The sequence below is a fragment of the Candidatus Nitrosotenuis aquarius genome, assembly GCF_002787055.1.
Lineage (GTDB): Archaea > Thermoproteota > Nitrososphaeria > Nitrososphaerales > Nitrosopumilaceae > Nitrosotenuis > Nitrosotenuis aquarius.
On the sequence record NZ_CP024808.1, the window covers coordinates 930,625 to 954,923 of the forward strand.

The window sequence follows — 24,299 nt, forward strand, 5'->3', positions numbered from 1 at the left end:
TTTGGTAACCAATTTTATTTCCGATAAGGCAAAGATAGGAAAAAACGTCAAGATTTGGCATTTTACATATGTTGGAGACAACACCATACTAGGCGATAATGTCAAAATTGGCTCACTTGCCCATGTCGACTATAATGTCATAATTGGCGATAACACCATGATCGAAGGCCAAGTATACATTCCGCCACTATCAAAAATAGGCAAAAATGTATTCATTGGTCCAGCAGCTGCGTTAACTAACGACCCGTACCCTCCAAGCCAGAAAATGATAGGAGTCACAATAAAGGATGGTGCAGTGATTGGATCTCGCGCAGTCATAAAGGCAGGAGTCACAATTGGAAAAAACAGCGTAGTTGCAATGGGCGCAGTAGTAACAAAAGACGTGCCAGATGACACCGTAGTCGCAGGTGTGCCAGCCAAGATAAAGTACAGCAGATCAGAATACGACAAAAAGCAGGCCCAGTGGAAGGCCTAGGCCTTGATCTGTTTTTGAAATATTTTGTTTTTCAGTTTTGATAGCACAATTACCCAGAACACAACCAAGACCAGAGCAATCGCCGCCTTGATTAGAGACGCAACAAAAAAGTCCATTTGTTCTCCATAACCAGAAATTGAGATTTTTGAAACTAGTGTAACAAGAATACCTCCGCCTGCCAGTATCAGAATCCACATTATGCCAATGAATGCAAAAATCAAGAGCTGGGCCAAACTACAACTCCTGATGCAAATGCAGTAATTATTGCCAAGATTCCCGAAAATATAGCCAGCCTAAAGATTGCAAAGCCAATTTCCTTTTCTGTCAAGGGTTTTGCCGCTACAATCAGCCTTACCAGTGTGACTGGCGCATCCAGTTCCTTTGTAGCAGTTATTTTGTGGTCTTCCGTGTGTGTAGTAGGTCCTTTGATCTGCCTGTGCTCCACAATTCTCTTTACGCTTGATAAAAACAAGAAAGAATTGATTATGGCAGGCAAAAGTGCAATTGCCGCAATCACCTCGACGCGGCCCACAATAGCAATTACTCCATATGCAGCACCAAGTGTCAGAGCCCCCGAATCTCCTGGAAATATTTTGGCTGGAAATCTGTGATACCTAAAGAATGCAAGTGATGCAAATGCAATGGGCAGTGTCATTATTGCAACGGAATAGTTTTGCATAACAAACAGTACAATTGCAAGTGAAAATGATGCAATCATCATAAATCCGCTTGCGATCCCGTTCATCACATCAATAGAGTTTATTGTGTTTCCAGTAATTGGGATCATGAATATAATCAGGCCTAGGTATAACGCTGGGATTTTTACCTCCCCAAAGAGCGGAAATGCCAGATTCGGCTCATATGCGCCAAGTGCAATAATCGGAATGGCGGCACCCGCCAGTGCAAGTGGTTTGAACCATCCCCCCATAACTCGCCTATCGTCAATAAATCCAATTACAAATGCCGCAGACGTTGTGATTAGAAGAGCAGTGATTCCTCTTGTGATGATTTTTTCCTGCGGCAATAGAAAATAAAGTGATATTTCAGCTGCGATTATTCCTGCAAGTATCGCAGGCCCACCAGGCCTTGGCACCATTGCGCCGCCAACCCTGTTTACATCCTTGACTGCCCAATTTTTCCTAGTCAGGGCTTTGATGAGTGGTGGAACCATACCAAAAACAACAAAAAACGCAATTGCCGATGTAACCACTGCTGCAATGATAAACTCTTGCAATTATCTCACTTTTTTGAGTTGAGATTTAATATTATCTGCAATGGTTGGGCCGATTTTATCAATTTCTGCCAGCTTGTTGACTGGAATTTGTTGTAGATCGGACACTGTTCTTATTCCGTGATCATACAGTTTTCGTGCGCGCACGCGCCCAATTCCACGTATTTGGACTAATTCTACCAGTTCTTGCTTTATTCCATAAGAGATCCTCTTTCGTAGAGTAGAGAGCTCCTCCAGCAGATCTGCACGTTCTGCCAGCTTGGCAAGCTCATACAGACAATACACGAGCCAGTCGGCAGTCTCCACCATCCTGTGCATGTCACCGGATTCAATCCCAAGATTGTCAGACAGGTGAATCTCTGATGATTCCGATATCCAGGAATGTAATGCCAAGAGACTTCGGTTGCAGTCATATTCTGATATTGGTTCTATGAGCTCAGATGACTTATTCTCAATTAGCGTGCTTAGTGTTTCGTAATCCTTGTTTCTTAGGGAAAACTTGGGAAAGAACTCTTCGCAGCTCGACACTAGGTGCAAGAACCCAAATGTGTGGGCATTGTTTTCCGATACGGCTTCCAATCCGCGCTTAAAGTAAATCGCAGTAATTGGGTCAATGTACAGCATTGACACCTTTTTGCCAAACTCTGTTGCGGCAAAACGCTCTGCTTTTTGTACGATGAGGTTTTCGCGAAGCAGGAATTTTTTTGCAATTTCTATTGAAAACGAAAGTGTGTTTTTTCTTATCTGCAGGCCTGCAAGAGTTTTTTGAAAAAATCCAAGTATTTCTTCTCCTTTGATTCCAGGATTTGACACAATATGGCTCAGAATGTGGATTCGAAGCGCCTTGTCGTCTGCCAATTGCGATTCTATTGGCTCGGGTGTGCCGTTGATGTAGTATTCAGTAAGATCAGACGAGTTTGCATTGCCCACAATTATTGCCTCGCCGAACTTGTCGTATTGTGGCCTGCCTGCCCTTCCGCACAATTGTTTGTATTCTAGAATGCTAATTGGCTTGTTTGCGCCCGCCTTGACGTCATATCTCACAATACTAGATATGATAACGCGCCTTGCAGGAAGGTTTACGCCTGCAGCAAGAGTAGGAGTTGATGCCAAGAGCTTGATCTTGCCATTTCTGAATTCCGTCTCTACTATTTCCCGGCAGTTTTGGTTGAGGCCCGCATGATGGAATCCAACTCCTTTCTTTAGTAGAGAGGAAAGCGTTTTGATTAGATCAGTGTGTTCGTTGTTATCTAGAATTTTTTGCGATATTTCTTCGAGATATTTTTTCTCTGAATCTGATAGAAATTTGAAGACTGCATCAGAGCCTTTTGCGGCAAGTGACGCAGAACGAGTTCGTGTCTCTGCAAACACCAAGGATTGGCCGCCTTTTTTTATGGTATCAAGGCAAAGATCTATTGGCGGACCCCTAATGCTGGATTCTATTTCGTCCGAGTCTCCATTGTTCCACAGTATTGTTCCGCCATCAAAGACTCCCTCGGCTAGTGGAACTGGACGCCAGTCACTAGACACTAGCTTGCACCCAAGCCACTCGGCTAGCTCATTAGAATTTGTTATGGTGGCAGAAAGGCCTACTATTTGCGGCTTTGCTGGAAGCTCCTTTAGTTTTGTGAGTACCACTTCAAGTGTTGGGCCCCTGTCCTTGTCACCGATCAGATGGACTTCGTCTGCTATTACAAGGCCAATTTTGTCAACCCATTCTGCTCCATGGCGGATTAGCGAGTCCATTTTTTCATTTGTAAGTACAACAATGTCGGCGTTTTCTGATTCCTTGTCCACCGAGTCAAAATCACCAGTAGATATTGCTGCCTTGATCCTGCGTCCAAAATCGAGTTTTTCCATTTTTTTAAATTCCGAGAATTTTTCTGAAGCCAGAGCCCTGAGCGGTGTCAAGTAGACTATTTTGCCTTGTTTTGTGCTCAAAAATTCCATCATTGCAAGCATCGCAATCAGGGTTTTTCCGCTTGCAGTAGGGGCTGCGACCAGTATGTTTTGGCCTTCAAGCAGGCCTGCTTTTACGGCATCTGCCTGCGGAGGATATAGTTTTGTTATGTTTTGCTCAGCTAGAAATTCTTGTGCGGAGTGGTTTATGCCAAGTGTCTCTATTCTCATACACGATTATAGTGGCCAGGCTTGGATTCATAAATTGATGCTTCTCGCAGCATTCTTCGAATAAAGTTCCTTGCCTCTTCTTCTGTGAATTTGCCTGTTTTTGTTAGCTCCTTGACGAAGAGCTTTTCCTCAACTGGGGTCTTGCTGTCGCCTTCAAGTGATTTTAGTACATCCATGAACAGCTGCAGTTTTGATACCTCGCTGTGTGGCCTTCCTTGCAGTACACCAAGGTCTACTTTGCCGGTGTTTACATCAACGCCTGCGTCTTCCAGCATGCTTTGGATTAGAAATATTGCTCGCTCTGCGTCTTCTGCCTCCACTTGGTCCTTCATTAACAGTCTTGCTCTTGCAGTTGCAAGTCTGATCAATCCACCAAGCTGTCTTGGTGTTACTGTGATCATTTCCTCAGATTCTACATTTCTCATCTTTAGGTAATAGTCAAGAATTTTTTCCTCTGCCTCTGGTGTTAACATTGGATCTGATCTTTTGCAATATGCCAGATATTTTGTGAAAATGTCTGCATCAATTAGCGATCTGGTGTCGGTTGCAGATTTTTTGTGCAGTCCTATGATGTGTTGTGCAATGTTTCGGTCTTTTTCCTTTGAAGGAATGTCTCGCACAACAAAGATCAAATCGAATCTGGTCAATAATGGAATTGGCAATGCGACATTTTCTGTGATATTTTTGAATGGGTCGTACTTGCCATACATTGGGTTTGCGGCAGCCAGAATCGAGGTTCGGGCGTTGAGCGTAGCCACGATTCCACCCTTTGCAATACTTGCGGACTGTTGTTCCATTACTTCGTGCAGTGCGCTTCGGTCTTCAGGCTTCATTTTATCAAATTCGTCAATGCAGACTAGGCCTTGGTCGCCCAACACAACAGCTCCTGCCTCCAGCATCATGATTCCAGTTTTGTCACGAACCACGGCTGCTGTGAGTCCGGCAGCTGTTGAACCTCTACCTGATGTGTAAAGTCCCCTTGGTGCAAGTCTTGCACAGAACTTGAGCATCTCTGATTTTGCTGTACCTGGATCGCCGACCAAAAATACGTTAATGTCGCCTCGTATTTTTGTGCCATCGCCCATCACTCTTTGGGTAGAGCCAACCATCAAAAGCAAAATTGACTCTTTGATTATTGCGTGGCCCTGAATGTGCGGAGCAAACGAGTTGATCAGTCTCTCGTAAATGTCGGCATTTTGGGCCAGGGATTTGATTATTTTTTCCTCTTCCGGTGATATCTCTTCCCTCTCTGAGCGCCTCGAGTTTTTGCCGCCCCTTCCTCCCAGAAATTCAATATTGTTTCCTTCAATTCGTAGTCGGTGCAGCCCGCTGTTTACTCTGGTTCCAGTGATTTGCTCTTGCTCTATTCTGACAATTCCAGTAAGGATGATTCTGTCGCCGGGGCGCGCATTGTCCACAAGGTCTTGCTTTATTGTAACATCAATGTAATGCGGTAGCTGTCCCGGAGGAAGATCTTCTGGAAGCTCTTGCAGCCTTACAATTTGAAAGTCGATGAACTTGCTGTTTTCTGGATCAATTCGAATATCTCGGTGTGCGCATTTTTCAGATGAACACTTGCTTGGCGTGTAAATGCTGAGGCCTCGCTCCAGCGGAACCTCTGTAATGTGTCCTTCCGGACACTTGTAGACTACATTTCTCGCAAGTGGTTTTACTTCTGATGAGCGAACGACCATGCCTGAGACGCTTGTCATCTTGCCGATTACTTCGGCATTGATCTGTCTGAGGCTGCGCTGAATTGGATAGTTTGCAATTCTTACTCTAATGTCATCAGAGATTTTTGCCGCATAATCTGGAAATCTTTCTTCTAGAATGTTTTTGATTGCCCGAGAAAAGGCATAGAGGATCTCGTCTGGTTCTAGGTTGAACTTTACCTCAATATCTTTGTGAGACACTATATCATTATAGTCGACTACGATGAACTTTGCCTGCTTTGCCATCATTTGGTCGATTTCTTCTACATAGTGGAATTGTCCTGACTTGTCCTTAAACGAGGAAAGAAAGTGCTGCACTTGGTCTATTGTTGCACTGCGAGACTGGGTTTCAAGCGTCAATGTTTTTCACCAAAGATTTGTTTTACGAAATCGGCACTGTTGTTGTGAATGGTATTGTATAAAGAGCGCTCCTCAATTGAGAGTTTTTTTGCCAGGTCTGCAGTGAGTTCCATAGAATTTGCCCTAGGAATTAGCTTGCCAAGTCTTTTTCTGATAAGTGTGTTTAACAGGGATTCCAGCTTGTCATATTCTTTTTCTGATTGCCTTGCCATGTAACCTCTAACTTTGATGTAAAAGTCGGGCTCTAGGTGTGATAGCTCTTCGCCTTGGAAATTTTCCTTGGAAATCGACTGGGTTAGCTCTATTCCCATGTCGGATTCTTGGATTTCCGCATGAGAGTCGGATTCCAAGGTTTGGGCAATCCAGCGCGGCATGTTGATTACTTCGCCTTGCTTGCCGGAAATTGTGACGCCAGAGACGTCGATCTTAAAGTCGTGATTAATGACTGTCTTTACGTCTTCTATTTGATAACCTATGGTGTACACTTGCAAAAGCTCGTTTATTTTCAATGGTTATCAAACTTGATTCAAGGATTTAATGGATACGATCGATCAAATGTGTTTACAAATAGCTTTGATCATTTGATCCTCAGGCGTGATTTATTAATAATGCAATCTAGGGTTTAACAATGTCGGATTCCATAATGTGGGTTGAAAAATACCGCCCGCAAAAAATCACGGATCTGGTAAACCAAAAAGAAATTGTTGGAAGTCTGACTGCATTGCTGAAAAATGTCACAGAGATTCCACACTTGTTGTTTTCCGGATCTGCAGGAGTAGGCAAGACAACACTTGCACTATGCTTGTGCAGGCAAATTCTAGGAGAAGGCTGGAAAGAATACACGCTGGAATTGAACGCATCTGATGAGCGTGGAATCAACATGGTTAGAGAGAGGGTAAAGAAATTCTCCAAATTTGCAGGCCTCGACACAAACATTCCATTTAAGATCATAATTTTGGATGAGGCGGACGAGATGACATCTGACGCTCAGACTGCCTTGCGCAGAATCATAGAGGATGCCTCAAAATTATGCAGATTCATCCTAATTGCAAACAACATCTCCAAGATAATAGAGCCAATCCAGAGCAGATGTGCTGTATTCAAGTTTACCAGAATCTCTGAAAAAGACGTGATTGCGCACATAAAGGACATTGCAAAAAAGGAAAAGGTCAAGGCAGACGAAGACGGCCTCAAGGCAATCTACGACTATACCGAAGGCGACCTCAGACACGCAATCAACCTGATGCAGGCAACTGCAAGCCTTGGCGCAATATCCGAGGAAAATGTCAAGGCATCGGCAGGCCTTACCAAGACCAAAGATGTAGACGAAGTACTCAAGATGGCAATTGCAGGTAAAATTACAGATGCAAGAAACAAGATGATTGAACTAATCAAGGTCTATGGTATGTCGGAATCGGATTTTCTAAAATACATCAATGAAGCAATATACAGAACAAAACAGGCAAACCTAGTTGAGATTTCAGGAGTAATCGCAAAATATGATTACAGAATTTTGTCTGGTGCAAACCCGGAAATTCAGCTTTCTGCGCTTTTAGCAGAGATGAGCAAATTTGGAAAATAAGCGCAGAGAGAGGGATTTGAACCCCCGGATGCTTGCGCACACAGGCTCTCAAGGCCCGCGCCCTACCGAGCTAGGCGACCTCTGCGAAGTTCGATGAAAAGAACTGGTTAAAATTTGTTTTAGTAATTTAGAAAATTAAAAGAAAAGAAAAAAGTTATTTTTCTTTAGTCGTGTGCGTGTGGATTTTCTCCACCTTCTAGCTTGACATATGTTCCTGCTGCTTTCTCGTGGTGCTCTAGGTTTGATTGATCAACCTTGATAGCTTGAGGTGGGCAGACTGAAACGCATGCCATGCACCAGATGCAATCATGTTCTCTGATTGGATCTGCTTTGTCGGTGTAGTCTTTGCGCTCTTCTTTTACGGAAGAACCGGTACCTGCGAATGTCTTTCCAACAACATCTTTTGCTGGAATGTCCATCTCAGTTCTGTACCATTGGAAAACTTGTACTGGGCAAGCTTCGATGCATGCACCGTCTGCTACACAAGAATCCCAATCGACTGCGACCATTGTGCCACTGACACCTAATGGAACTTGTGTTTCACCGCGGGCTTCGTAAGCTGCGATTACTTCATGGTTTGAGAAACATTCAGCATCGCTTCTTCCTGGACCCCATCTAAAGTGAAAGTGTTCGCCATCAGAGTGGAAAATTTTTCCAAGTGGCTGTAGTCCTTGTGGGAAATGCTCATCTATTGGCATGAGACTGCTCTGATGAAATGTTATTTAAATCTAAACAAAATTAGTGGAAACTAAACTTGGATTTTGCAAAAAATTATCGCATTATAACACCGTTTGAGTGTGATCGCACCTTTACGTTCATATCTTTTTGTTTGCAAAACTGGTAGTTGGATATTTACAAATATGATGTGTATCGGGGCCCAAATATCGGCATTTACACAAAGACAAATGATGAGTTTGTTTTTGTGCCAAACGGATTTGCTGATACCAAGGCAAAGACTCTGGCATCTTATCTGAAAGCAGAATACGTCTTTGCATCAGTAGCAAACACTAGGGTCTTGGGCACAATGATGGTAATGAACAACAACGGAATATTACTGCCTAGCCTGTGCTCGCAGTGGGAAATAGACCACATGAAAAAAACAACCAAGCTCAACATTGGAGTTTTGGATACAAAACACAATGCGCTTGGGAACCTAATCGCGGCAAATGACAGGGGCGGAGTCGTGTCTCCGAAAATTCCAAGCGAGGCAGTCAAGACAATCAAGGACACACTTGGGGTCGAGATAATTCAGAAAAAAATTGCAGGCTATCACCAGGCAGGCGTCATGGTTTGCGCAAACAACATCGGAGGAATAATCCATCCAGAAACGGACGAAGACGACATCAAGTCAATTTCTGATGTGCTAAAGGTAAAGCTGGAACCTGCTACAATAAACGGCGGAATTCCATACATTTCATCAGGGATATTGGCAAATAACAAGGCAATAGTTGTCGGAAACATGACCAACGGTCCTGAGATAATGATGCTCACCCGCGCATTTACAGAGTAAACAGAGAGTCTACATTAGAAAACAACGAGTCTACTTGTGTGATGGCTTCCTTGCCGTCAGACATGTTTTTGATTATAACCTGATTTTGAGAGTATTCCTTTGGCGCGATTATTACCGCAAATTTGGAGTTTGACGCATTCTCCATTTGTTTTTTGAATGGTCTTCCCAGCAGATCAATTTCTATTGCAAGACCTTTTTCTCGCAGTCTTGATGCAATGTTCATTGCCGGCCTTGCCATCTCTTCATTAACAAACAACACCGTAATTGGGATCGCAGATTCTATTGTTTGCAGTCCCTGTGCTTCTAGCGACAGAATTATTCTTTCCACCCCCCCTGCAACGCCGGTTGCACCAATGTCTTCTCTACCAAACGCCTTTGGCAGACTGTCGTATCGTCCGCCACCGACCAATGCCCCAAAGCTAGTCGAGCTGTCAAATGCCTCAAAGACCATTCCAGAGTAATAGTCAAGGCCGCGAACTATGCCAAAGTTGATGCGAATGTTTGCAACGCCCCTGTTTTTCAGAGAAGAAAACAGTTCTTTCAGCTCGGCCCAGGCTTGGATTCCAGAGACATCAAAGACAGACTCGACTTCGTCTGGCTGGCCCTTGATTTTGGAGAATTCTAGGACTTGTTCTAGCTTTTCTTTGGAATAGCCCCTTTGTGTGTATTCAGATATGATTTCGTCCTTTTTCTTTTTCTGGATTTTGTCTATTGCGCGGAAAATATCGCCAATCGTTTGCGAGTCTGCAGAGCCAAAAATTCTGCTTACGACAGACTCGACTAGTTTTCGGTGAGAAATATCAATTGTGATATTTTTGAGATTCAGCTTTGAGAAAAACTTTGATGTGAACTCGATTATCTCTGCATCTGACTCTAGACTGGGCTTGCCATAAACTTCCAGATCCCATTGATGAAAGTACCTATACCGGCCTTTTTGCGGCTCGTCATATCTCCAGACTCCACCAAACGCGGAAATCTTGGCAGGCATTTTCAATGACTTTTGTTCAACCACATATCGAGTCAGGCCAACTGTAAAGTCAAATCGCAGCGCGATTTCTCTATCACCCTTGTCCTTGAAAAAATAAATCTCGTCTCGTATTGCTGGGCCAGATTTAGCTTCTATGACGGAAACAAGTTCTAGTGGCGATGGGGCCATGAAATTAAACCCAAATGATTTTGATGTTTCTAGAAATTTTTGCCGAACAAATTCGATTTTTGACTGCTCAGCAGAATCAAAATCTTTCATTCCTCGTGGCAGATTCAACTTGGAAAAACTTTCATGCTAATGGATTTAGATGTTGTTGTTTTGTCTTACTTTTAATAACAGAAAACACAACCCGAACCAGTTGAGCTACAAGAGCCTAGAGCATGCAACGGACGCAATCTTTGAAGTAAATGCGGAAAACCTAGATGATGCGTTTGTTGCAGCGGCAAAATCGGTAATAGAGACAATTTTGGATATTACTACCATAGAGGAAAAAGAGGAAAAAACACTTGCAGTCTCTGGAAAAGATCTTCGGTACTTGCTGTACAACTGGCTTGAGGAGCTCATAATTTTGACCATAACAGACGGATTTGCGGCAAAAACAGTCACAGTAAAGGTAGAGAAAAACTCGGAATACCATATTTGTGCAAAACTTCGGGGCGAAAAAATAGACATCAAAAAGCACCACTTTAGAGTTGAGATAAAGGCCCCGACATTTCATGAGATGGAGATTAGGCAAAACGGCGCAGTATACATGCGATACTTGCTTGATCTGTAGAAATTAATATTTCAAATATAGAAAAAAACCATGGACGACCCGGAACTAGAAAAAATAAAGCAAAAAAAGCTTGCAGAAATGATTGCGCAACAGCAAGAGTCCATTGCACAAAGCCAAGTCCAGGTGGTTGAGCTAAATTCTGCAAACTTTGATGCAATTACATCGCAGGGATTGGTTCTAGTCGACTTTTGGGCAGAGTGGTGCGGTCCGTGCAAGATGATGCACCCAGTTTTTGAGAGAATGGCAAAAAAATACCAACACATCAAGTTTGCGCGAGTAAATGTGGATCAAAACCAAGATATTTCAATGAAATTTGGGGTTCAGGCGATTCCCACATTTATCATGTTCAAGGACGGCAAGCAGGTGGACAGAATGATGGGCGCAGTAGGCGAGCCGGGAATTCACATGATTGCCAAGAAATATCAGATATAGCCGTAAGAGGCGTCCTTTGCGCGCAATAACGCTACAATCTCATTGAAGACAGATTGCTGTTCTGGGCTGAGCTTGTGCATGAATTGCTCCAAGATGAGCTTTGCCTCGCGAGAATTCGGCATTGAATAAAACACGTCTTCTTCTGATATTTGGCGCCCTATGGTGACATCCTGAATGGAGCAGGCTACTTCTTGGCCTTGTGTTGCAGTGTCGATTGATTTTTTGCCGTCCTGGAGCTGGTGTATTCTGCCAACCTTTTTTCCGTCACTTTTCATGATTTGGATTTTTTGCTTTACTTTTCCGGCATCCACACGTATGCCAAACACTGCCGGGTTACTGTTCCTAAAGATAAAACCCTTGAGAAATGTAAACTTGCAAATAGGCGTGATCTCTGAAAAGACTGCATTTTCCTCGTTTGCCTTGTCGTCATCAACCCATAGCGTGTAATTGTCAATTAGGCTGTAGATTACTTGGTCGTTGAAAATTTTGATGTGGTGGTTGTCTGCTTCTTCTTGTGCGTCAGGCAATGTTTTCACATTAAACGCTAATATCACTCCGAGGTGCCTGTCGTTTTCTTTGATTGCCTTTGCCTCCATTACATCGCGCCTGTTTACGTGGCCAATGTCGGCCTTTGCTACTGGAATTTGCTGGCGCCTTAGCATCTCAGTTATTGCCTCCAATGAACCAATTGTATCACATTTGAGGATGACTCCGTTTGTCTGGGTATCGATAAAGACAGACTTCATTTCAGACTCGATTATCCTTTTGAATTCTTCAATCTGGGATTCCTTGTTGGTGACATAGAGAGTGCTTCCAGGTAGGACTCCTTCTAGATCGGGCGAGGCAATCTTGATTCCAGCTGCTGCAATGACTTCGTCTACGGGCTTGAATTTGTCTCGAGGATCGCGCATTTCATCAAGCGGCTTTGGCAGCAATAGCGCCTTTGGTTTTATCACAATCACGGAATCGCGCTTTGCCACAACTACAGAATCGCCTTTTTTTATCTGGCCGTCAATGAGTATCATGTTTGCCGTGGTCCCAAGGCCTACCTCATCGTTTACTTCGAGAATAATTCCGCGGTTTTGCTTTTCTTCTTGGGATAGTCTTTTTTGCATGTATTGTTGTGTTAGGCCTACCAGTACAGTTAGTAATTCTGGAATGCCGACGCCAGTTCGTGCACTCACTGGGACAATTGACACTTCTTTTCCAAAGTCCTTTACCCTATAGAATGCCTCTGACTGGAACCCAAGAATTGAAAGTGTGCCGACAACGTTGTAGATTTGCTCATCAAGCGTTGTCTGGATAAACTGGTCCTGCTTTTTTATTGCCAAAGAAATGTACGGAGTGTCTGCTGGGCGCCAGCCTGGAATCTGGTCTACTTTGTTTAGTGCTACAACAAACGGGACCTTTCTTGCTTGGAGGATTTTTAGTGACTCGTTTGTTTGCGGTTGGAATCCTCGATTTGTGTCAACTACTAGTATGGCAATGTCTGCTGCAGAACCGCCACGTGTCCTAAGATTTGTAAAGACTTCGTGGCCTGGCGTGTCAATTACCAAAAGGCCTGGCACGTCGTGTTCCGTTTTTGTGAGCTTTTCTGCGAGCTGGCCGCACATTTGCTTTATGGTATCAGATGGCAGAAAGCTTGCGCCAATGTGCTGTGTGATTCCGCCTGCCTCTCTTCCTTGGACGCCTGTTCCGCGGATTTTGTCTAATAACGAGGTCTTGCCAGAATCTACGTGGCCTAGAACTGCCACAATCGGCTGTCGAATTCGCAAGGTCCGCTCACTCGAACACTACCTTTGCTTCTTTTTCAAAATTTTCCTTAGAGTCAGATGCGTGAATGATATTGTCTGATATGCCAAGACCAAAATCGCCGCGAATGGAGCCCGGGGCTGCCTCGTACGATTTTGTGGCACCAACTAGAATTCTAGTCGTTGCAACTGCATTGTTTCCTTCGATTACTGCAACCACTACTGGGCCGGATGTGATAAAGTCGACTAGCTCGCCAAAGAACGGCTTGGTATTGTGCACTGAATAGAATTCCTGGGCTTGTGCTTTTGTAAAAGTGAACATTTTCAGTTTTAGAATTTTGAATCCTTTGGTCTCAAATCTTGCAATGATCTGTCCTACTAGCTTTCGAGCTACTGCGTCGGGTTTTACTATGAATAATGTTTGTTCGCTCAATTTGATTCAGAAATTATTTCTTGATAATTCCGCCCTTTTGGTATTTTTTGGTCCACTTTAGTGTTCTTGGATCTCGCTTCAATACCAACATGTTCTTTTTGCATTTTGGCGAGCAGAACCACAGCACTGTGCCATCGTTTTTGACTAGCATTGTACCTGAACCCTTGGCTACTGGTCTGTCACAAAAACTGCATGGTTTAACGATTAGACTCATTTAATCACCTAATTTTTTTGGCCTCGCGTTCTGTTTCTCGAAGCATCAAAGTATCAGACAGTCGTACTGAACCCTTGACATTTCTTGTCAAGACTCGACCCTTGTCGCGGCCTCCAAGAACCTTAACGCGCACTTGAGTGATTTCCCCTGCAATGCCAGTCTTGCCAACAATTTGTATTACTTCGGCTGGCACTACCTCATCAGTCTGGGGAGTACTCACTAATTGCCACCTTTAAGTTTCTTAATTGAAGCTACTACTTCTTCGACAATGTGGTTTGCGTCGCCGGCATCCAAAATTGCAGCTGCTGCAGAGGTCACATCAATGCCTAGTGCTTTGCCTAGTTCTTGCTTTGATGGTACAAACGCATATGCGGCATTTTGCTCTTCACAGATAATTGGAAGATGTGCTACCACCTCTGGTGGCTCTACATCTTCTGCAATAACGATGAGTTTGCTTATTCCGCGCTCAATTGCCTTTGTTGCCTCATTGGTGCCTTTTCGTACCTTTCCGCTGCTTGATGCAACTCTGACTGCTTCCAGAATTGGATTAACAAGATCAGCTGGTGTCTCGAATTTTACATAGTAAGCTTTACCCAATTAAATCACCCGTAGGGATCATCTCCATTCCTTCAGTCGATTAGAATCGCCTTATTAGTGTTATCAGCTGCCAAGCACGGACTTTACTTTTTTGAGATATCTTGACATGGTTTGCTCAAGTCTTGGTTCCGAGTCGGCCTCTGCATAAATTCTCGCTATTGGTTCGGTTCCGCTTGGCCTAATCATCACCCAGTTTTTCTCATCAAAGATTATTTTGATGCCGTCTGTTGTGTCATAGTTTTTGTGTTCTTTTTTTAGGGCGTTGATTATTTTTCTTGCTTGGTTCCGGGTGCAAGAAACCTTGTCCTTTGTGGTGTAGGTTTTTGGGATTTTTTGCATCTCTTTTGTAATTGTATGATTAGAGCTTGCAAGCAAGTCCAATGCAAGTGCCAGTGCCATGCATCCGTCACGGACTGCGTTGTGCTTGCCATACATGAATCCGCCGTTTTCCTCAAAGCCGATCAGTGCCTTTTGTGGGACCATTTTACGCGATACCTCAACGCTTCCCACCTTGGTGCGAATGACTTTGGATTTTGTTTTTGCCGCAAGCGTTTCAATTGCAGAGCTGGAATTAAGGCAGGTCACTATCTTGGATCGCGGATATTTTTTCAGAATGTGATTTGATAATAATAATGCGGATTTGTCACCTGTGAGAATTTTTCCCTGATCATCGCAAAAGATGCTCCTGTCTCCATCGCCATCAAATGCAATTCCAAGCGCCGCCTTGTTTTTGCTAACCGCTCTGGTTAGCTTTTGCAGATTTTGCGGGGTCGGCTCGGATCCTCTGCCCGGAAACTGCCCGTCTATTTTGTCATTAATCAGAAATGTTCTACATCCCAATTCCTTGCACAAGACTGGTGCCGCAACTGCTTGCGCTCCATTTCCAAGATCCAGGGCAACTTTGAATTTCTTTGATCTTATTTTTTTCCAGTTTACCTGCGACTTTATTCCGGAAATATAGGTCGGAATTATTCTTGATTCTGTTCCTGTTTTTCCTATTTTGGAGAATTTTGGCCATTTTTTGGCAAAATAGATTTTCTCTATTTTTGCCTCATCCTCTCGAGATATTTCCACGCCGTCCTTTGCCACGGGCTTGATGCCGTTGTACTGTGGTGGGTTGTGAGACGCAGTAATCATTATTCCGCCAGAATAGCCAAGCTTTTTTGTTGCATATTCTAGCGCAGGGGTTGGGACTAGGCCTCCCAGATTACAGTCTAGGCCGCAATAATTCAGAGCGGAGCATACTACTTTTGCAACCAAAACACTAGAGTCTCGCCCGTCGTATCCTACCAGAATTGGGCCTTTTTTGAAATAAACAGCAAACGATAGTGTCAGATCATGGACAAATTCCAGAGTAAAGTCTTTGCCAAAAACGCCTCTAACTCCGTTTGTGCCAAAAAGCTTGCCCATTGACTTTGGATTTGGGCGGTTAGATTTGTGCTTTGTTGACTGTCCTTTTTGCAAAAAAGGTGCCTGTTGCCACAATTATGATGGCTGCTATCAAAAACAACACCCAGTCATAGCCAATCAAAAACACAGTCTTGCCCAAAAACGGGATCAATAAAGGAAACGAGCTGCCAAGTGTACCTGAGAGCAACACATCAAATGAGACATGAGTCAGAACTGACGCAATCGATATCGCTCCAAGTCGATAGTCCTTTTTGCCCAAAAAATACATCATTAGCGGAACGGAGATAATTGCAAAGACAAACGAGTGGCCCAGTCTTGGGATTGCCTCTAGGTCCAAAAACTGAATTAGGTGATCCGCATCAAGCGCAATTGGAAACAGGCCTGCCAGTACAACATAACGAATGCTCAGAGATGCAACACCCACAATAAGACCAAATGCAATATGCCCCATTACGTGTTCTAGAGATATTCCGCTTACCTCTAGGGGATTGCCAATCACATATGGCTTTGGCATATAGTCGCCAAATATTGGAAACAGTCCAATTACTGAAAACGCTGCGGAAATGCCAGCATACAGACCGCTTGACTTTATGATAAATTTGAACAGACATAGACTTGATTGCGCTGTAATTTTTAGGAACCGATCTTTTGCACCAAATGGTAAGCAATAAGTTTGTGTGGAATTTGAGCAATGATGCGGGGGTCGCCAAGCCCGGTCAACGGCGTAAGGTTTAGGCCCTTATCTCTTAGGGGTTCGTGGGTTCAAATCCCACCTCCCGCACCATTTTGATTTTTCTCAGGCTCAAAACCTAACTTAATAAAGTGAAATTGCAAGACAACTCCATGAAAAAGATCCGAATAGGAATCACGGTTGTCGGCAAGGACCGCGAGGGAGTGGTTGCGGCATTTACAAATTTGATTTTCCAAAAACAAGGCAATATTGAAAAGATAAACCAAAATGTCATCAAGGGTCTTTTTGGCATGCACCTAGAGGCGTCATTTTCCAAGGAAATTGACGTAAAAAAGTTCGATAAAGAACTCCAAGACCTAGGAAAGCAGCTTGCAATGGGGGTAAGCGTATACCATGAAATCAATTCCAACAAAAACATTGCAGTCTTTGTGACAAAAGAACCGCACTGTCTAGAAGCACTGCTTGCTGCCAGGGGCCAGCTAAAGGGAAAAATCAGCGTCATAGTAGGTACAGAAAAAACACTAGAGCCAATTGCAAAAAAGGCAGGCATACCATTTGTGCTAGTTGATGAAAAAGACCAGCAAAAGGCAGAGGACCACCTAATCGAGGTTGCAAAAAAATACGACATTGACTTGGTGGTACTTGCAAGATACATGAGAATAATGACTCCAAACTTTGTGTGGCGCTATCCGCACAGAATAATCAACATACATCCGTCACTTCTTCCCGCATTCCCGGGAGCATTTGCATATGCGCAGGCCTTTGAGCGGGGCGCAAAAATAGTCGGAGTCACTGCTCACTATGTCACAGAGGAGCTGGACCAGGGACCAATCATTTTCCAGGACTCGTTTAAGGTTGATTCTTCCGATACTCTGGAGACGATTAAGAAAAAGGGCCAGGAACTAGAGGCGCAAACACTTCTCAAAGCAGTCAAGATGCACCTTGAGGGAAAACTAGAGGTCTCTTGGAGAAAAGTATACACAAAATGACAGAGATTAGGAACCTCTCCGATCCCGTAATCCGCAAAATCCGCTCAAAGTCGGCAATAATCCCAGTAGGCTCACTAGAACAGCACGGGCCGCACCTGCCAATTTCTACTGATTCCGATATAGTAACCGAGGTGGCAAAGAGCCTTGCCAAAAAATGCAAGATGCTTCTTTGCCCAACCATACAATATGGTGTGTCCTTTGAGCATGCGCCATTTGTCAATTTCAGCATCAGGGACAGGACTTTACAGAACTATTTGGTGGACCTTTGCGTGTCACTAGACCAAAACAACATACGCAAAATAATAATCCTGAATGGCCATCATGGAAACCAGAATGCGTTAAGGTCCATTTCTGGCAAAATAGCCAGGATCACCAATGGCAAGACAAAGGTGTTTGTTTTCTCTTATTGGCGATTCATGGACCGCGAATTTGATCATGCGGGATTTGCAGAGACATCCCTGATGCTTGCGCTAACAAACAAGGCAAAAATGAAGCTTGCGAGAAAAGGCCTCTCCACACAAAACATGACCATACCACAAAGACAGAAAATCTCCAAGCTTGCATCAAAGAAATTCATCAAGGCAACAAAAAACGGAATCTGGGGAGACCCCACAATAGCCAGCAAAAAAGCAGGACAGGAAATTTTTTGCGAAATCATACAGAATTTGTCAAAAACAGTGTCAAAGTTGATACACTGACTAAAACTCTATTGTTCACCACTGAAACTTTAATATATTAACGGCATAGGGGAGTCAATAAGTGAATTAAATGTCAGTTGACATGGCAGTAAAAGTACTGGACGAAAGCATAGACAAGGTAGTTCTAATCAAGCTCAAGGGCGGCAAAACCATTCGTGGCAACCTAAGAGGCTTTGATCAACACATGAATCTGCTACTCGACGGCTCAGAAGAGATCCCTTCTGATGGCGAGGCAAAAAGCATAGGAACCATAGTTGTGCGTGGAGATAACGTAGTAATGATATCTCCTCCACCGGCATAGTGGTGTCTGATTTATGGGTCGTGGAACTCCCTCGATGGGGCTTTTTACAAGAAAGAAACCCCACATTCGATGCAGAAGATGCGGAAAGAACTCTTATCACAAAAGACAACACAGATGCTCTAGCTGCGGTTTTCCAGATGCAAGAATTAGAAAATATTCTTGGATCAAATGGTACGCCTAAATGGAACTAGCGCTAGTTCTTAGTTCTCTAGCAGGCGCTGCAACTGCTGCAACAATTTCCAAGTTTCCTAAAGGAAAAAACAAGATACCGCTCATGGGAGCCAACTCTCAGATTCGATCACAAATAGATGCACTTCGAATTGAAAAAGAGATTCTGCAAAAGACAATTTCACGATTATACGGCGAACCAACTACGCTTACCAAAGTACAGGTTGACAAACTATTATCAAGATACCAATACCAGTTAGGGGTCATTTTAGCTAAAATTGAAAAACTAGAGGAGGCATCCAAGTATCCGGACCTTGGCCCGCTAGGCGACGGCCTGATGACTCTGATGGACCAAAAACTATCTGCACTAGACAAGAGACTGGCAGACATTTCATCCAAGATACAGGTAGCCCAGACAGTCCAGATCAAGCCCGAGATCAAAGAAATAAAGAAGGAAGAAGCCAAAATTGAAAAACCAATTGTAGAGACAAAGCCCGAAATTACCACCACGCAAAATATTGAGGAATTAATCAAGTCGTTTGCAAAGCCTGGCAAGAGAATTGAATTCACAACATTGACAGAGATTCCAGATGTGCCTGTTCCTCTAGTAGAAATCGAGACTAGAATAGAGCAGCCAGTAGATACGCCTGAAATCCACGTTCAGACAATGGCGGAAATTGTACATGCACCAGAGATAATACCGGTAATAGAGACAAAGCAGGAGATAATACAACAGGTTGCCGAAACAGTTCAGCCGGAAATAATCAAGCCAGTCTTAGCAGAGCCAATCGACATTGAGCAAAAAGTAAAGGCAGAGCCGCCAAAGCTCGAATTCAAAGAGCAGGAAAAGAAAAAGCCAAAGGTAAACCTGCCAGAGCCAGAAGAAGTAGAAGACGACGAAGACGATTTAGATTCCATCAAACGTGAAATAATGAAGACACTATCGAAGCTAGAGCAGGCCGAGGTAGAGTAATTGTCATATGATGATGCCATTGAGGCATTATCCAAGGACGCATTAAAATTTGTCAAAAACAATTCCGTTTTGGGCCTAGGCAGTGGCCGGGCAGCAACTGCATTTGTAAAACAGCTTGGCGGATACATCAAGCGAAAAAAACTAAACATCCGAGGCGTACCGACATCCCTGCAGATAAAGCTCATTGCAGAGCAGGCTGGAATTCACCTAATATCTGCAGACCAGGTCGAAAAAATCGATGTTGTCTTTGACGGCGCCGACCAGATTGACTCTAAAAAATATTTGATCAAGGGAGGCGGCGGGGCATTGCTTCGGGAAAACATTCTGATCTCATCAGCTGAAAAAATAGTGATAATGGCAGATGCATCCAAATTTGTCAAAAATTTCACCAGAACCGTACCAGTCGAGGTCCACCCCTTTGCAAGAAACACGGTTCAAAAATTCATCAAAAAACTTGGCGGAAAACCGCAAATCCGTACAATAGAGCGAGGTTATCCGTTCATCACAGAAAATGGCAACATCATCTATGACTGTGATTTTGGCACAATCAAAACCCCAGGCTCACTTGCGCTCAAAATAAAGCAAATCCCAGGCGTAGTGGAAGCCGGAATTTTTGTGCGAAAACCCGATGTGATTTACAAGGCAAAGGAAAACGGCAAATTCGAAATTATCTAGATCTGTCCACTAGTTTGCCATGCCCCAGCTTTCCGACCAGCTGCATGTCTTCTGTTACTGGTATTCCCCTGACCAGAGTAGTTATTGGCCAGCCCTTTAGCTTCCATCCCTCATACACAACATAATCTGAAAATGCACCAAAGAAATCAGAGCGGACCTGTTGCTCTTTTTTCAGATCTATTAGGACTATATCTGCATCAAATCCTAGTTGGAGTGAGCCCTTGTTTTTGAGGCCAAAGATTTTTGCGGCATTCCCACTGGTAAGATGTGCCAGCTGCTGGAGGTTGATCTTGTTTTGGTTTACTCCCTCTGATAGCAGAATAGGCAGTGAGGTTCCGATTCCTGGAAATCCTGCCAGAGACGACCAGACATCGGTTCCCACCTTGAGCTTTAGTCTGTTTGCCACATGGTCGGTTCCTATGGTATCTATTGCGCCAGAGGCCATTGCGGCCCAGATCTTTTCATTGTCTGATTTTGTTCTAATTGGCGGCATTACCTTTGCCAGATAGCCGCTTTGCTTTTCATACGATAATGTGAGATAATGCGGGCAGGTCTCGACAAAAATCTTGGTTCCTTTCTTTCTTTCTTGCTCTATTGTGTCTAGCGCTACTGCAGATCCAATGTGGACAAAATAGATGGTTGTTCCATATTGCCGGGCAATCTCGCATACATTTTTGATGCTCTTTGCTTCCGAGTCTGGCGGCCTGCTTTGCGACCAGGCAGCTAGTCCGTCCTTGTTGTCCTGCTTTGCCTTTTTGATTCCGCACTCGCACATTTGATAGTCTTCTGCATGTACTAAAACAGGACAGCCAAGTCTAGCTGCATTTTGGCAAACCTTTTGGAGGGTTGCATTTTCTAGCTGGACTTGGGCATCAAATAGGCTAGTGGAGCCTGGATCCATGTCCATGTAGACGTGGCCCACCTCGCCCCCAAGATTCATGTAAATTTTGAATGACGTGATGCCGCTTTCTGCGCAATACTGCATTTCGTCTGCCTGCTTTTCATCAAATATTGTGGCGTGAAGTGTATAGTCGACATAATGGTTTGAGCGCGATGCGACTAGCTGAGCTTGGAGGTATTTTTTGTAGGATCGGCCCAGTCGTAGCATCCGCATCATTGTGGTGACCCCGCCAAGGGCAGCTGCTCTTGATTCTGTTTTTGCGGCCTCTTCAATTGGGGAATATACCCCATAATGGACGTGCGTGTCAATCAGTCCAGGTATTGCAACTAGTCCCTTTGCGTTGATTTTTTTGTCACATGACGGAACGTCTGTTGTAAAATCTGAGATTTTTCCATCATCGATCACAATGTTTCGCTCTAGCATTCCCTTTGGTGTTATGGCCTTGGCATCCACAATAACGCAGTCTACTGTCAACTAGAATGATTCAAAATAATCTGGCTATTATTCTTTGATTACCAGATGGTTTGGTACTGGATTTGTTTTTTGGTCAGCCTTTCTAGTTTGATGTTTTGTGAGTCCAATGCGTCTTGCGCTATTTGGTTGTCAATTTCTTCGGGTACTGGATAAACTTGGTTTTTAAGATTTTTGTGATTTTTTAGAATATACAGAATAGAGTACAGCTGGTTTGAAAACGACAATGCCATGATTTCTGCTGGGTGACCTTCTGATGCAATCAGGTTTGCCACGCGCCCCTTGCTCACTAGATAGATTTTCTTTTTGTTTGGCAAAATACACTCGTCAAGATGTGGCCTGACCTGCCTGACTTTTTGCGATAGGAGGAATTTTGCGTCAATTTCCACATCAAAATGGCCCACATTGCCCAGTACTGCACCATCCTTCATGGACAAGATATGTTGCTTTGTTATGATATCGCGCATGCCAGTACATGTGATGAAAATGTCACCTAGTTTTGCTGCCTGACTCATCGGCATTACCTCAAATCCATCCATGTGTGCTTCTAAGGCTTTGATTGGGTCGACTTCGGTTATGATGCATTTTGCGTCCATCCCCTGACACCTTTTTGCGACTCCCCTTCCAAGCCAGCCGTATCCCGCAATTACAATTCTCTTTGATGCAAAAAGCAGATTCATTGCTTGTAGGAATCCGTCAATTGTGGATTGGCCTGTTCCGTATTGATTATCAAATAACATCTTTGTTCTTGCGTCATTTACTGCAATGATCGGGTATTGCAACCTACCTTTTTTTGCCAGGGATTGATAACGCGTTATGCCTGTCGTGGTTTCTTCTGTTGCGCCAAAAATTCGAAGCTTTGCCTTGTGGGCCTTTATGTTGAGGTCTCCGCCGTCATCAGTTAGGATGTCTGGTTTTTTCTGCAGCACCATATTTTGGCACCAGTCATATTCTGGCATGGTTTGATTTGACCAAGCAAAGATCTCTAATCCTTGTGAATCAAGATATGCCGCAATGTCATCCTGTGTGGTAAGCGGGTTTCCTCCACAACACACTATTTTTGCTCCAAGCTCCTGCAGTCCCATTAACAATACCGACGTCTCTTTTGTTATTTGCAGGCAAACCCCAAGTGTTGTGTTTTTGAGAGGTCTTGATTTTTTCAGCTTTGTTATGGCATGAGTCAGGATTTGCATGTGGTCCTTTGCCCATCGGTATTGGGTTTTTCCCATGTCTGCCAAAGATGGGTCTTTTATCTTGCTCAATTGTAGTGCATGATGCTCGGCACAAAATAACGATTTGTTAAAGACTAGAAATAGAAGTGCGGTTTTTTGTTAGTTAGGGCTGGTGGCTTAGTGGTATAGCGCTGCATTCGCAATGCAGAAGTCGAGAGTTCAATTCCCTCCCAGTCCACTATTTTAGTATAAAAATCCAAAATTTGGATTTGACCATAAAATCATAACTGGACAGCTTTTAGATAGGCCTGCGTAAAATCTGGCTCTAACTGGACAGCTTTTACAATTCAAGGATTTAATCCAAGAAATTAAACAATTCTGATTTTTGTCTAGTAGAAAACACATAGTATGGGTTAAACGCTTGATTTGTTCAGATACACTTTACAATTGTAAATTACTGTAATTAAATATCAAGCAACCCATCAAATATCATGCAATCCCTAGAGACAAAAAAGTTCCTAGTCGTGTCCTTGTTCGTGTTGTTTTCATTTGTGTTTGTAGGAATAATTTTCTCATTTACAATTGGTATTGTTGGCGCAAACAACACTGTATCATACAGCAGCTGGCTTGGAATTGCGTACGTTGCAGGCCTATCCATGATAATTCTTCCGTGTACCATGCCAGTCGTGTTTGTCATAGTCCCGCTCAGCATGGGGCACGGATACAAAAAGGGCCTCGGCATGTCGCTTCTCTTTGGAGCAGGCCTAGTAGCTACAATAACCTTGTACGGCCTTGGCGTTGCCATACTGGGCAATACTGCATCCTTGGACCAGATATCATTTACAATGTTTGTAATAGCTGGAATAATTGCATATGTGTTTGGCCTCTCGCAGCTAAGACTAGTTGATCTGAGAATTCCGACATATTCCGGGACTCCAAAATTCATACTAGAGTGCGGCGATTACACCAAGTCACTTTTCATGGGATTACTACTTGGAAACGCAGGAGTCGGCTGCCCAAACCCAATGTTTTACTGGCTTTTGATCTACATTGCAGGAACAGGAAGCGTAGAGATAGGCTCATCGCTTGGCTTGGTCCACGGGGTGGGCCGTGCAATACCGCTGATTCTGATTTCTGCACTGGCAATAATAGGAGTAAACACCACGAAGGGCCTTGTCGCAAACAGACTAAAAATTGAAAAGATGACCGGATGGATGCTCGTGTTTTTGGGCTCTTTTCTGATAATTAACGGAATGCCTGGAGGACACCAGTGGTACGAAGATACCTTTGTGCACATAATGTGGAACAATCTTGTTTCCATGACTGGAATTCCTCCGGAATTTCATGTGGGCCAGCACATGCATGATCCAATGCCAATTGAAATACCAAGAAATATGGTTCCGGCAATACTGGCCGCTCTTTTGGCAGCGCCAATCATGTGGAAGATTTACATAAACAAGAGGACGAAAATTACAACATGAAAGATCCTGTGTGCGGCATGGAAGTTGGCAAAAAAGGAGAGCCAGTCATTCGTGACGGAAAGGAATACTATTTTTGCTGCGCCACCTGCAAGTGGGCTTTTGAGCAAAACCCAGAGCAATTCACAAAATAGGACGCAGTTTGGACGTCCATGCGCATTTTGCGTACAATTGTAAATAAG

At 43.7% G+C, this 24,299-nt stretch carries 29 protein-coding genes and 3 tRNA genes; 15 read left to right on the top strand and 17 right to left on the bottom strand.

The window, feature by feature from the left end; genetic code table 11:
• The first annotated feature begins 1 nt into the window (after nt 1).
• Nucleotides 2–475: an acyltransferase gene (locus tag NAQ_RS05550; protein ID WP_100182608.1), complete on the top strand. Its 474-nt coding sequence runs from the start codon at nt 2–4 to the stop codon at nt 473–475.
• Here the strand turns inward: NAQ_RS05550 and NAQ_RS05555 are convergent.
• From NAQ_RS05555 to NAQ_RS05575, 5 genes are read right to left on the bottom strand one after another with little or no spacing between them, the layout of a single operon-like run.
• Nucleotides 472–708 carry a hypothetical protein gene (locus NAQ_RS05555; protein WP_320410606.1) on the bottom strand — a complete coding sequence of 79 codons (237 nt, stop codon included), beginning with the start codon at nt 706–708 and terminating at the stop codon, nt 472–474. The two genes, NAQ_RS05550 and NAQ_RS05555, sit on opposite strands and share 4 nt — an antisense overlap.
• On the bottom strand, nt 693–1,709 hold the full coding sequence (locus NAQ_RS05560; RefSeq protein WP_100182609.1) for an MraY family glycosyltransferase: 1,017 nt from the start codon (nt 1,707–1,709) through the stop codon (nt 693–695). The genes NAQ_RS05555 and NAQ_RS05560 overlap by 16 nt, the downstream gene beginning before the upstream one ends.
• Nucleotides 1,710–3,836 (bottom strand): DEAD/DEAH box helicase, encoded by a 2,127-nt coding sequence (locus NAQ_RS05565; RefSeq protein ID WP_100182610.1) that lies wholly within the window; start codon nt 3,834–3,836, stop codon nt 1,710–1,712.
• Nucleotides 3,833–5,908 carry a minichromosome maintenance protein MCM gene (locus NAQ_RS05570; protein WP_100182611.1) on the bottom strand — a complete coding sequence of 692 codons (2,076 nt, stop codon included), beginning with the start codon at nt 5,906–5,908 and terminating at the stop codon, nt 3,833–3,835. Before NAQ_RS05570 ends, NAQ_RS05565 begins: the two co-directional genes overlap by 4 nt.
• Nucleotides 5,905–6,417 carry a DNA replication complex GINS family protein gene (locus NAQ_RS05575; RefSeq protein ID WP_100182612.1) on the bottom strand — a complete coding sequence of 171 codons (513 nt, stop codon included), beginning with the start codon at nt 6,415–6,417 and terminating at the stop codon, nt 5,905–5,907. The genes NAQ_RS05570 and NAQ_RS05575 overlap by 4 nt, the downstream gene beginning before the upstream one ends.
• 119 nt (nt 6,418–6,536) lie before the next feature.
• Between NAQ_RS05575 and NAQ_RS05580 the strand changes: the two genes are divergently transcribed.
• Nucleotides 6,537–7,490: a replication factor C small subunit gene (locus tag NAQ_RS05580; RefSeq protein WP_100182613.1), complete on the top strand. Its 954-nt coding sequence runs from the start codon at nt 6,537–6,539 to the stop codon at nt 7,488–7,490.
• Between the two features lies 1 nt (nt 7,491).
• Here NAQ_RS05580 and NAQ_RS05585 read toward each other — a convergent pair.
• Both NAQ_RS05585 and NAQ_RS05590 read right to left on the bottom strand, forming a co-directional pair.
• Nucleotides 7,492–7,575: transfer RNA gene (locus NAQ_RS05585), tRNA-Ser, on the bottom strand.
• Between the two features lie 79 nt (nt 7,576–7,654).
• A complete protein-coding gene (locus NAQ_RS05590) occupies nt 7,655–8,188 on the bottom strand; it encodes a 4Fe-4S dicluster domain-containing protein (RefSeq protein WP_100182614.1) in 534 nt (177 codons plus the stop codon).
• 146 nt (nt 8,189–8,334) lie between these two features.
• On the opposite strand from NAQ_RS05590, the gene NAQ_RS05595 reads away from it, so the two are divergent.
• A complete protein-coding gene (locus NAQ_RS05595) occupies nt 8,335–9,000 on the top strand; it encodes a translation initiation factor IF-6 (protein ID WP_100182615.1) in 666 nt (221 codons plus the stop codon).
• Here NAQ_RS05595 and hisS read toward each other — a convergent pair.
• Nucleotides 8,990–10,264, bottom strand: coding sequence for a histidine--tRNA ligase (hisS, locus tag NAQ_RS05600; RefSeq protein ID WP_100182616.1), 1,275 nt, complete (start codon nt 10,262–10,264; stop codon nt 8,990–8,992). The genes NAQ_RS05595 and hisS overlap by 11 nt on opposite strands.
• An 82-nt stretch (nt 10,265–10,346) precedes the next feature.
• Here hisS and NAQ_RS05605 point away from each other — a divergent pair, with 82 nt between their 5' ends.
• Together NAQ_RS05605 and trxA are read left to right on the top strand one after the other, a co-directional pair.
• Nucleotides 10,347–10,763, top strand: coding sequence for an archease (locus NAQ_RS05605; RefSeq protein ID WP_100182617.1), 417 nt, complete (start codon nt 10,347–10,349; stop codon nt 10,761–10,763).
• A 30-nt stretch (nt 10,764–10,793) separates the two neighbouring features.
• On the top strand, nt 10,794–11,195 hold the full coding sequence (gene trxA / locus NAQ_RS05610; protein WP_119571105.1) for a thioredoxin: 402 nt from the start codon (nt 10,794–10,796) through the stop codon (nt 11,193–11,195).
• Here trxA and infB read toward each other — a convergent pair.
• From infB to NAQ_RS05645, 7 genes are all read right to left on the bottom strand, one after another.
• Nucleotides 11,186–12,970: a translation initiation factor IF-2 gene (infB, locus tag NAQ_RS05615; protein WP_100182618.1), complete on the bottom strand. Its 1,785-nt coding sequence runs from the start codon at nt 12,968–12,970 to the stop codon at nt 11,186–11,188. The two genes, trxA and infB, sit on opposite strands and share 10 nt — an antisense overlap.
• A 7-nt stretch (nt 12,971–12,977) precedes the next feature.
• A complete protein-coding gene (ndk, locus tag NAQ_RS05620; protein ID WP_100182619.1) occupies nt 12,978–13,379 on the bottom strand; it encodes a nucleoside-diphosphate kinase in 402 nt (133 codons plus the stop codon).
• A 13-nt stretch (nt 13,380–13,392) separates the two neighbouring features.
• On the bottom strand, nt 13,393–13,593 hold the full coding sequence (locus NAQ_RS05625; RefSeq protein WP_048186972.1) for a 50S ribosomal protein L24e: 201 nt from the start codon (nt 13,591–13,593) through the stop codon (nt 13,393–13,395).
• A 4-nt stretch (nt 13,594–13,597) separates the two neighbouring features.
• On the bottom strand, nt 13,598–13,813 hold the full coding sequence (locus tag NAQ_RS05630; protein ID WP_100182620.1) for a 30S ribosomal protein S28e: 216 nt from the start codon (nt 13,811–13,813) through the stop codon (nt 13,598–13,600).
• Nucleotides 13,813–14,190, bottom strand: coding sequence for a 50S ribosomal protein L7Ae (rpl7ae, locus tag NAQ_RS05635; RefSeq protein WP_048186970.1), 378 nt, complete (start codon nt 14,188–14,190; stop codon nt 13,813–13,815). Before rpl7ae ends, NAQ_RS05630 begins: the two co-directional genes overlap by 1 nt.
• Nucleotides 14,191–14,253: 63 nt before the next feature.
• The gene (gene glmM, locus NAQ_RS05640; protein WP_100183479.1) at nt 14,254–15,600 is read right to left on the bottom strand and encodes a phosphoglucosamine mutase; all 1,347 of its coding nucleotides are present in this window, start codon (nt 15,598–15,600) and stop codon (nt 14,254–14,256) included.
• A 19-nt stretch (nt 15,601–15,619) separates the two neighbouring features.
• Complete coding sequence (locus NAQ_RS05645; protein ID WP_100182621.1) at nt 15,620–16,114, bottom strand: hypothetical protein; 495 nt, start codon at nt 16,112–16,114, stop codon at nt 15,620–15,622.
• A 182-nt stretch (nt 16,115–16,296) separates the two neighbouring features.
• Here NAQ_RS05645 and NAQ_RS05650 point away from each other — a divergent pair.
• From NAQ_RS05650 to rpiA, 7 genes are all read left to right on the top strand, one after another.
• Nucleotides 16,297–16,384: transfer RNA gene (locus tag NAQ_RS05650), tRNA-Leu, on the top strand.
• Nucleotides 16,385–16,443: 59 nt separating this feature from the next.
• Nucleotides 16,444–17,280: a formyltetrahydrofolate deformylase gene (locus NAQ_RS05655; RefSeq protein ID WP_100183480.1), complete on the top strand. Its 837-nt coding sequence runs from the start codon at nt 16,444–16,446 to the stop codon at nt 17,278–17,280.
• Nucleotides 17,277–17,978, top strand: coding sequence for a creatininase family protein (locus NAQ_RS05660; RefSeq protein WP_100182622.1), 702 nt, complete (start codon nt 17,277–17,279; stop codon nt 17,976–17,978). The genes NAQ_RS05655 and NAQ_RS05660 overlap by 4 nt, the downstream gene beginning before the upstream one ends.
• A gap of 70 nt (nt 17,979–18,048) precedes the next feature.
• A complete protein-coding gene (locus NAQ_RS05665; RefSeq protein ID WP_100182623.1) occupies nt 18,049–18,279 on the top strand; it encodes an LSm family protein in 231 nt (76 codons plus the stop codon).
• A gap of 13 nt (nt 18,280–18,292) precedes the next feature.
• A complete protein-coding gene (locus tag NAQ_RS05670; RefSeq protein ID WP_100182624.1) occupies nt 18,293–18,460 on the top strand; it encodes a 50S ribosomal protein L37e in 168 nt (55 codons plus the stop codon).
• Nucleotides 18,461–19,420 carry a hypothetical protein gene (locus NAQ_RS05675; protein WP_100182625.1) on the top strand — a complete coding sequence of 320 codons (960 nt, stop codon included), beginning with the start codon at nt 18,461–18,463 and terminating at the stop codon, nt 19,418–19,420.
• A complete protein-coding gene (gene rpiA / locus NAQ_RS05680) occupies nt 19,421–20,095 on the top strand; it encodes a ribose 5-phosphate isomerase A (protein ID WP_100182626.1) in 675 nt (224 codons plus the stop codon).
• On the opposite strand, the gene NAQ_RS05685 is transcribed toward rpiA, so the two are convergent.
• Both NAQ_RS05685 and NAQ_RS05690 read right to left on the bottom strand, forming a co-directional pair.
• Nucleotides 20,088–21,470, bottom strand: a complete 1,383-nt coding sequence (locus NAQ_RS05685) for a dihydroorotase (RefSeq protein WP_100182627.1) — start codon at nt 21,468–21,470, stop codon at nt 20,088–20,090. The genes rpiA and NAQ_RS05685 overlap by 8 nt on opposite strands.
• Before the next feature lie 38 nt (nt 21,471–21,508).
• Entirely contained in the window at nt 21,509–22,729 is a 1,221-nt protein-coding gene (locus tag NAQ_RS05690; RefSeq protein WP_100182628.1) for an adenosylhomocysteinase, read from the bottom strand.
• 76 nt (nt 22,730–22,805) lie between these two features.
• On the opposite strand from NAQ_RS05690, the gene NAQ_RS05695 reads away from it, so the two are divergent.
• The 3 genes from NAQ_RS05695 to NAQ_RS05705 all read left to right on the top strand — a co-directional run bounded on the left by NAQ_RS05695 (nt 22,806) and on the right by NAQ_RS05705 (nt 24,251).
• Nucleotides 22,806–22,877, top strand: a tRNA-Ala gene (locus NAQ_RS05695).
• A gap of 253 nt (nt 22,878–23,130) precedes the next feature.
• The gene (locus NAQ_RS05700) at nt 23,131–24,120 is read left to right on the top strand and encodes a cytochrome c biogenesis CcdA family protein (RefSeq protein ID WP_100182629.1); all 990 of its coding nucleotides are present in this window, start codon (nt 23,131–23,133) and stop codon (nt 24,118–24,120) included.
• Nucleotides 24,117–24,251 carry a YHS domain-containing protein gene (locus tag NAQ_RS05705; protein WP_100182630.1) on the top strand — a complete coding sequence of 45 codons (135 nt, stop codon included), beginning with the start codon at nt 24,117–24,119 and terminating at the stop codon, nt 24,249–24,251. Before NAQ_RS05700 ends, NAQ_RS05705 begins: the two co-directional genes overlap by 4 nt.
• Nucleotides 24,252–24,299 lie beyond the last annotated feature (48 nt).